Below are 6,369 nucleotides of genomic sequence, written 5' to 3' on the forward strand. Positions count from 1 at the left end.
CCAGCTCACGGCGGCGGTCGAAGGTATCGGCCGCAACGACCCCATTGCCGTTCCGTTCAACGCGGGCGGCGAGACCGGGGTGCTGGCACGGGCGTTCGCGCGGGTGATCGCCGAGGTCAACGAGAAGACCACCGAGCTCGAGCGCGAGATCCGGGAGCATCGCTTCACCGAGGCCGCACGCGATCTCTATGCGGCGCGCGAGCGGCTGTTCAGCGCCGCCGTGCAATCGTCGAACGACGCGATCCTAACCCAGTCGCTCGACGGCACGATCACCGGCTGGAATCCCGCTGCCGAACGGCTGTTCGGCTTCTCAGCCGAGGAGGCCGTCGGCAAGAGCATCGACCTGATCGTGCCGTCCGACCGCAAGGCCGAGGTGCGGGACATCGTGCGCCGGATCAAGCGCGGCGACCGCATCGAGCACCGCGAGACGGCGCGGCTGTGCAAGGATGGCAGCTCGGTGCAGGTCTCGGTCAGCCTGTCCCCGATCAAGTCGCCGTCCGGACAGATGTTCGGCGCCTCCATGATCATGCGCGACCTCACCGAGAGCCGGCGCACCGAACAGGCGCTGCGCCAGCAGATCGAGGAGCGGCGGCGCATCTTCGAGACCTCGCACGACCTGATCCTGATCATCGATCCCAAGGGGACCATGGTGCAGGTCAGCCCGAGCGTGGAAAACATCCTCGGCTATTCGCCGGAAGAGCTGATCGGCCGCGATGCCGTCGAGCTGATCCACCCGGACGACCTGGAGACCGCGCGTTCGGAGCTTCGCGCCTCCCGGCGCGGCGAGCACCTGCGCGACACCAACACCCGCTACCTGCACAGGGACGGCCACGCCGTGCTCATCTCCTGGACCGGCGGCTGGTCCGAGCCGGTCAAGCGGCATTTCTTCATCGGCCGCGACATGACCGAGAGCCTGCACGCCCAGGAGCGGCTGCGCGAAAGCGCGCAGCTCGCCAGCAACATCATCGAGACCGCGCTCGACGCCTTCGTGCAGATGGACGAGAGCGGCAAGACGCGCAACTGGAACTCGCGGGCCGAGGCCATGTTCGGCTGGTCGCGCCAGGAGGCGCTGGACCGAGACCTGGTCGACCTGATCGTCGCCGAGCCCGACCGCAGCGAGCTCAAGGCGGCGCTCGGCCGTTTCCTCAGCTCCAGACAGGGCCTCATTCTCGGCCGCCGCCGCGAGCTCATGGTACGCCGACGTGACGGCCGGGAATTCAAGGGCGAGCTCAGCGTCACGGCGCTGAAGACCCGCGACGGCTTCCTGTTCAACGGCTTCTTCCGCGACCTCACCGACAAGATCGCGGCGGAGGAGAGGATCCGGCAGTCCGAGAAGATGGAGGCGATCGGCCAGCTCACCGGCGGCATCGCCCACGACTTCAACAACATCCTGACCGTCATCACCGGCACGATCGAGATCCTGTCGGGCGCGGTGGCGAAGGAGCCGCAACTTGCCGCGATCACCAAGATGATCGACGAGGCCGCCGCCCGCGGCGCCGACCTGACGCAGCACCTGTTGGCGTTCGCCCGCCGGCAACCGCTGCAGCCGCGCGAGATCGACGTCAACACGCTCGTCATCGACACCGCCAAGCTGTTGCGCCCGACGCTCGGCGAGCACATCGAGATCGTATCGGTGCTCGAGGAGGAAACCTGTATCGCGATCGTCGATCCCAATCAGCTCGCGACCGCGATTCTCAATCTCGCTTTGAACTCGCGCGACGCCATGCCCGACGGCGGCAAGCTGATCCTGGAGACACGCTATGTCGATCTCGACGAGAACTACGCGGACATGTACGACGACATCAGGCCGGGCCGCTATGCGCTGATCGCCGTGAGCGACACCGGCAACGGCATTCCGCACACCATCATCGACAAGGTGTTCAATCCCTTCTTCACCTCCAAGGGCCCGGGCAAGGGCACCGGTCTCGGCCTCAGCATGGTCTATGGTTTCATCAAGCAGTCGGCGGGCCACATCAGGATCTACAGCGAGGAAGGCCATGGCGCGACGATCAAGATGTACCTGCCGCCGGGCGATGGCACGACGGTCGCGCCCGACGGCGCATCCAACGCTGCCGTCGAAGGCGGACGTGAGACCATCCTGGTGGTCGAGGACGACGGGCTGGTGCGCGACTACGTGCTGACGCAACTGCACTCGCTCGGCTACGTCACGCTGGCCGCGGCAAACGCCGCGGAGGCGCTCTCGATCGTCGCCGCCGGGCACGCGTTCGATCTGCTGTTCACCGACGTGATCATGCCGGGCACGATGAACGGCCGCCAGCTCGCCGACGCCGTCATGGCTGATCGCCCGGACCTCCGGGTGCTGTTCACCTCAGGCTATACCGAGGATGCGATCGTCCATCATGGCAGGCTCGATTCGGGAGTCCTGCTGCTCGCAAAGCCGTATCGCAAGTCGGATCTGGCCCGGATGATCCGACGGGCGATCGACGGCTGATCGGCATGGAATGCCCTGACCTGCGCCGCGAGGCACCGCATGTCGCCACGCCTCGCCGAACCTTCCGCTTCAGGAGGCGCGCTGCCGGGCGGTCATCACGATTCGCACCAGGTCTGCCGCATTGCGGGCGCCGAGCTTCTTCATGATGTTGGCGCGATGGTCTTCGATCGTGCGCGGGCTGATGCCGAGCGTGCGGCCCGCTTCCTTGTTGGAGGCGCCGGAAGTGAACTGCTCCAGCACCTCTCGTTCCCGCCGCGTCAAAGGCTCCTTCCCCGGGAAGTGCAGCGAAGCGATGTTGGAGAGCGCGCCTTGTGCATTTCTGCGCGCATATGCGCCGATCGCCTCGTCCAGCCGCTCGACGATCTCGCTGCCCCGGAACGGTTTTTCGATGAAATCGAGCGCGCCGTTCTTGATGGCGGTGACCGCCATCGGGATGTCGCCCTGACCCGAAATCATGAAGATCGGCGCGGGGTAGTCCTCGCCGCGCAGCTCCCGCAGGATGTCCAGCCCGGACTTTCCCGGAATGTGCACGTCCAGAAGGATGCAGGATGGCGTGCGGTTTCTTGCTACCGCCAGCAGGGCAGCTCCGTCCGCAAAGCAGATCACCTCGTAGCCTGCCGCGGACAAGACTATCGAGAGAGTTTCGCGCACGGCAGGATCATCGTCGACGACGAAAATTTCACCGCGGGAAGCAGGTTTCTCGTTCATGTGCCATCGTCCCAAAAGAGTAAAACATGACGCGCACTCGCCGAACGGTATAGCGCCCAGCGCAGAATCGACCCACCGTATTTGTACGGGACAAGTGCTTAACTCACAAGTAGCGCTGTAGTTTCTAACACCGGCAGGTGCCAATTTTCCAGAATTCGTGATCCGTCGCCGCGCCGTAAGTTTCGTGAAAGGTCTGGCCAACGCCAACGCGCTCGTCAGTCTGGACTTCCGCAGGTCCGAGCGCCGTTGCAGTGCGGAACACTTCAGCCCGGCGACATTGTCAAGAAGCCATTCATGCCAGCGGTAACAGACCACTGCATCAGCGCGATCATCGAGCCCCGAAAGGAGATGCGGATGCGATCATTGCCGAGCTTCGGCACCTGAGCGAACAGGTGCGGACGTGCCAGAAAATGCTGCAGGCAACCGCGGCAAGAGAACGGATTTCCACAGACGAGGACACCGGCGATACCGTATTCGTGCTCGACGACGTTGCCCCGCGCCACGCGGCCGCAGAGGCCGCGCTCGTCGCATGCGATCCGAGCCTCGCGCGGGCTCTCGAGTTCCTGCTCAATTGTGATGCAGCAAGCCGGCCTGCAACGCGGCTCCGCCTGGTGCCACCCGCGCGCGACTGACACGGGTGCGCCGCATTTCCGCCAATGACGTGTCGGGAGCGCGATCAGCTCACGTTGGCGTACGACCACGGCGACGATGCGGCGCGACGACATCTTCGGTTGCGATCCCGCCCCAGGTGTGCCGGATAGGCAGTCCCATGGCGGCCTTGCCGAGATTGGCAAGGCAGATCCGCAAGGCCGCGAGATCCAACGGCTTCGGCAGGCTCTGCAGGTCGATGCCGAGCGAACGCGCGTAGAGCCGCGCCGCGGAGCGGCGTGCGGACTCCATGCCGCTGATCATGATGACCGAACCGCCGAACTTCGCTTCTGACATCACCTGCAGCACCTTCACCCCGTCACCATCGGTGAGCATCAGGTCGAGCGTCACGCAATCGAACTGACGGGCGCCGATCTGCTCGATCGCCTCGGTGCAGGATTCCGCGAGCGAGACGGCATGGCCAGCCTGCCTGGCAGCGACCGAGATCAGCCTGCGCTGGGTTGCATCGTCGTCGACGATCAGAAGCTGGAGCGCCCGCCGGTCGCCGGCCTCGGATGCGTCCGGTCGAGCGAAGGAAGAATCCGGTCTGATCAACATCGCGGTCCCGTTGAATTGGCCCGCATCACGTCTACAGCGACTGTTCTGCGACCGGGTAAAACCCGCCAGATAAATCCGAAGTGCCGCGTTCGGGAATCATTATGCAGAGGCGACGCAGAAGCAGTCGAGCGGGACCGGGAAGGCGAATGCATCCCGACCGGATGCCTACGCGCCCATCATCGATTCCTTGGACGAGCCCCCGGACTTCTTCTTCCGGTTCTTGCCCTTGAGGAACTGAATATCGATCTCCGAGCCATTGACGCGAACCAGCTCGCAACGCCGATACGCAAGTCCCGTCGACGACAGCAACAGGAAGAATTCCTTGAGGTTGAGCCCCTGAATGGAGCCTTCCATGGTGAGAACCGCATCGTTGTCGGAGATGGCCAGCAACTGGCAGTCGCGCCGCCAGGTGCCGTCGATCGCCATGATGCAGACGTCGTAGCCGCGGCTGAACGTGACACGGTCCGTCGTCTTGTTCTCGTCCGCCATTCGCTACAATCCCGCCATCGCGGCGATCTTTGGCATTCCTGCGCCGGGGACGGACGTCCTCGCCGAAGCCGATCGGGCGTCCGGCCGATAGAGACCGCGCCGCTCGGGGAAGGGCTTGAACACATCGGTCAGTCCCACCACGGTTTCCGCCGCACCGAGCACCAGGAAGCCGTCGGGCTCGATCGCCTTCGCGAGCCGGCCGAAGATGTTGGTCTTGGTGTCCTGGTCGAAATAGATCAGGACGTTGCGACAGAAGATCACGTCGAACACGCCGAGCTGGCTGAAATCGTGCAGCAGGTTGAGCTGGCGGTGCTGCACCATCGCCCGAACGTCCGCATTGATCTGCCAGAGCTCGCCGACCTGTTTGAAGTTCTTCACCAGCATCTGGATCGGCAGGCCACGCTGCACCTCGAACTGGCTGTAGATGCCGGCCTTCGATTTCTCGAGCACCTCCTGCGACAGGTCGGTGGCGACGATTTCGGTCCGCCAGCCGGCGAGCGCGGCACCCATCTCCCTCAAGCACATCGCGATCGAATACGGTTCCTGTCCGGTCGAGCCCGCGGCGCACCATATCCGGATGCTCTTGCGGGCGGCACGCGCGCGCAACAGCTCCGGCATGATCGATTCGCGAAAATGATCGAACGGAATCTTGTCGCGAAAGAAGAAGGTCTCGTTGGTCGTCATCGCTTCGATGACCTGAGTCACGAAGGAGGGCGCGCCAGTCTTCAGCTTCTGCACGAGCGCACTGATGTCCGAGAGGCCGGACTTCCGCGCGAGCGGCAGCAAGCGGCTTTCGATCAGATATTGCTTGTCGACCGACAGGTCGAGGCCTGACTGGTCCTTGAGAAGCCTACGCAAGTACTCATAATCGGGCGGGTTCACTGGCAGCCTCTACGGCAAGTGGAACGATCAGACGGCTTCCGGTGACGTCACCAGGCCGACTTCCTGAAATTTCGCGGAAATGATTTCCTTGTCGAACGGCTTCATGATGTACTCGTTGGCGCCGGCCGCGAGCGCACGCGAGATGTGATCGATGTCGTTCTCGGTGGTGCAGAACACGACCTTGGGCGTGTCCCCGCCGGGCAGGCGGCGCAGATTGCCGAGGAACTCGTAGCCGTCCATGTTCGGCATGTTCCAGTCGAGCAGGATCGCCTCGGGTATGGCGTTCTTGCAGGCCTGCAGCGCCTGCTCGCCGTCCTCGGCCTCGACGATCTGGAAGTCCATCTCTTCCAGTATGCGTCGCGCAATTTTTCGCACGACCGCGGAATCATCAACTACCAGACATGTTCTCATTGGCTCGACCTTCTCAAAGAATCAGACGTGGTGATCACGATACGGGCTTAAGCGGCAAGCGCGGTCTTGGATGTGAGTTCGAGGACACGGTCGACGTCGAGGACGACCATGAGCTGTCCGTCGAGGCGGTGGACGCCGCCGGCGAACTTGGCCATGCGGGGATCGAGATTGACGGGGTTCTCCTCGCGGCTGTCGTCGGACAGGCGGAGCACCTCGCCGAT

The 6,369-nt window shown here is 63.8% G+C and carries 7 protein-coding genes and 1 pseudogene; 1 reads left to right on the forward strand and 7 read right to left on the reverse strand.

Going from position 1 to position 6,369, the window contains the following annotated elements; translation table 11 throughout:
* Positions 1–2,452 (forward strand): PAS domain S-box protein (locus tag JOY90_RS00685; RefSeq protein WP_291689254.1); only part of this gene is annotated, 2,452 nt, incomplete at its 5' end.
* Between the two features lie 69 nt (positions 2,453–2,521).
* On the opposite strand, the gene JOY90_RS00690 is transcribed toward JOY90_RS00685, so the two are convergent.
* The 7 genes and pseudogenes from JOY90_RS00690 to JOY90_RS00720 form a co-directional block, all read right to left on the reverse strand.
* Positions 2,522–3,160 carry a response regulator gene (locus JOY90_RS00690; protein WP_291689260.1) on the reverse strand — a complete coding sequence of 213 codons (639 nt, stop codon included), beginning with the start codon at positions 3,158–3,160 and terminating at the stop codon, positions 2,522–2,524.
* Between the two features lie 263 nt (positions 3,161–3,423).
* Complete coding sequence (locus tag JOY90_RS00695) at positions 3,424–3,885, reverse strand: hypothetical protein (protein ID WP_291689255.1); 462 nt, start codon at positions 3,883–3,885, stop codon at positions 3,424–3,426.
* Positions 3,842–4,366 carry a response regulator gene (locus tag JOY90_RS00700; protein WP_291689256.1) on the reverse strand — a complete coding sequence of 175 codons (525 nt, stop codon included), beginning with the start codon at positions 4,364–4,366 and terminating at the stop codon, positions 3,842–3,844. The genes JOY90_RS00695 and JOY90_RS00700 overlap by 44 nt, the downstream gene beginning before the upstream one ends.
* 165 nt (positions 4,367–4,531) lie before the next feature.
* The gene (locus JOY90_RS00705) at positions 4,532–4,855 is read right to left on the reverse strand and encodes a PilZ domain-containing protein (RefSeq protein ID WP_291689257.1); all 324 of its coding nucleotides are present in this window, start codon (positions 4,853–4,855) and stop codon (positions 4,532–4,534) included.
* A 3-nt stretch (positions 4,856–4,858) separates the two neighbouring features.
* Positions 4,859–5,737: a protein-glutamate O-methyltransferase CheR gene (locus JOY90_RS00710; protein ID WP_291689258.1), complete on the reverse strand. Its 879-nt coding sequence runs from the start codon at positions 5,735–5,737 to the stop codon at positions 4,859–4,861.
* A gap of 27 nt (positions 5,738–5,764) precedes the next feature.
* Positions 5,765–6,148 (reverse strand): PleD family two-component system response regulator, encoded by a 384-nt coding sequence (locus JOY90_RS00715; protein ID WP_291689259.1) that lies wholly within the window; start codon positions 6,146–6,148, stop codon positions 5,765–5,767.
* A 47-nt stretch (positions 6,149–6,195) separates the two neighbouring features.
* A pseudogene (locus JOY90_RS00720) lies at positions 6,196–6,369 on the reverse strand (chemotaxis protein CheW); the annotation flags it as partial.

The sequence above is a fragment of the Bradyrhizobium sp. genome (assembly GCF_019242285.1).
GTDB lineage: Bacteria > Pseudomonadota > Alphaproteobacteria > Rhizobiales > Xanthobacteraceae > Bradyrhizobium.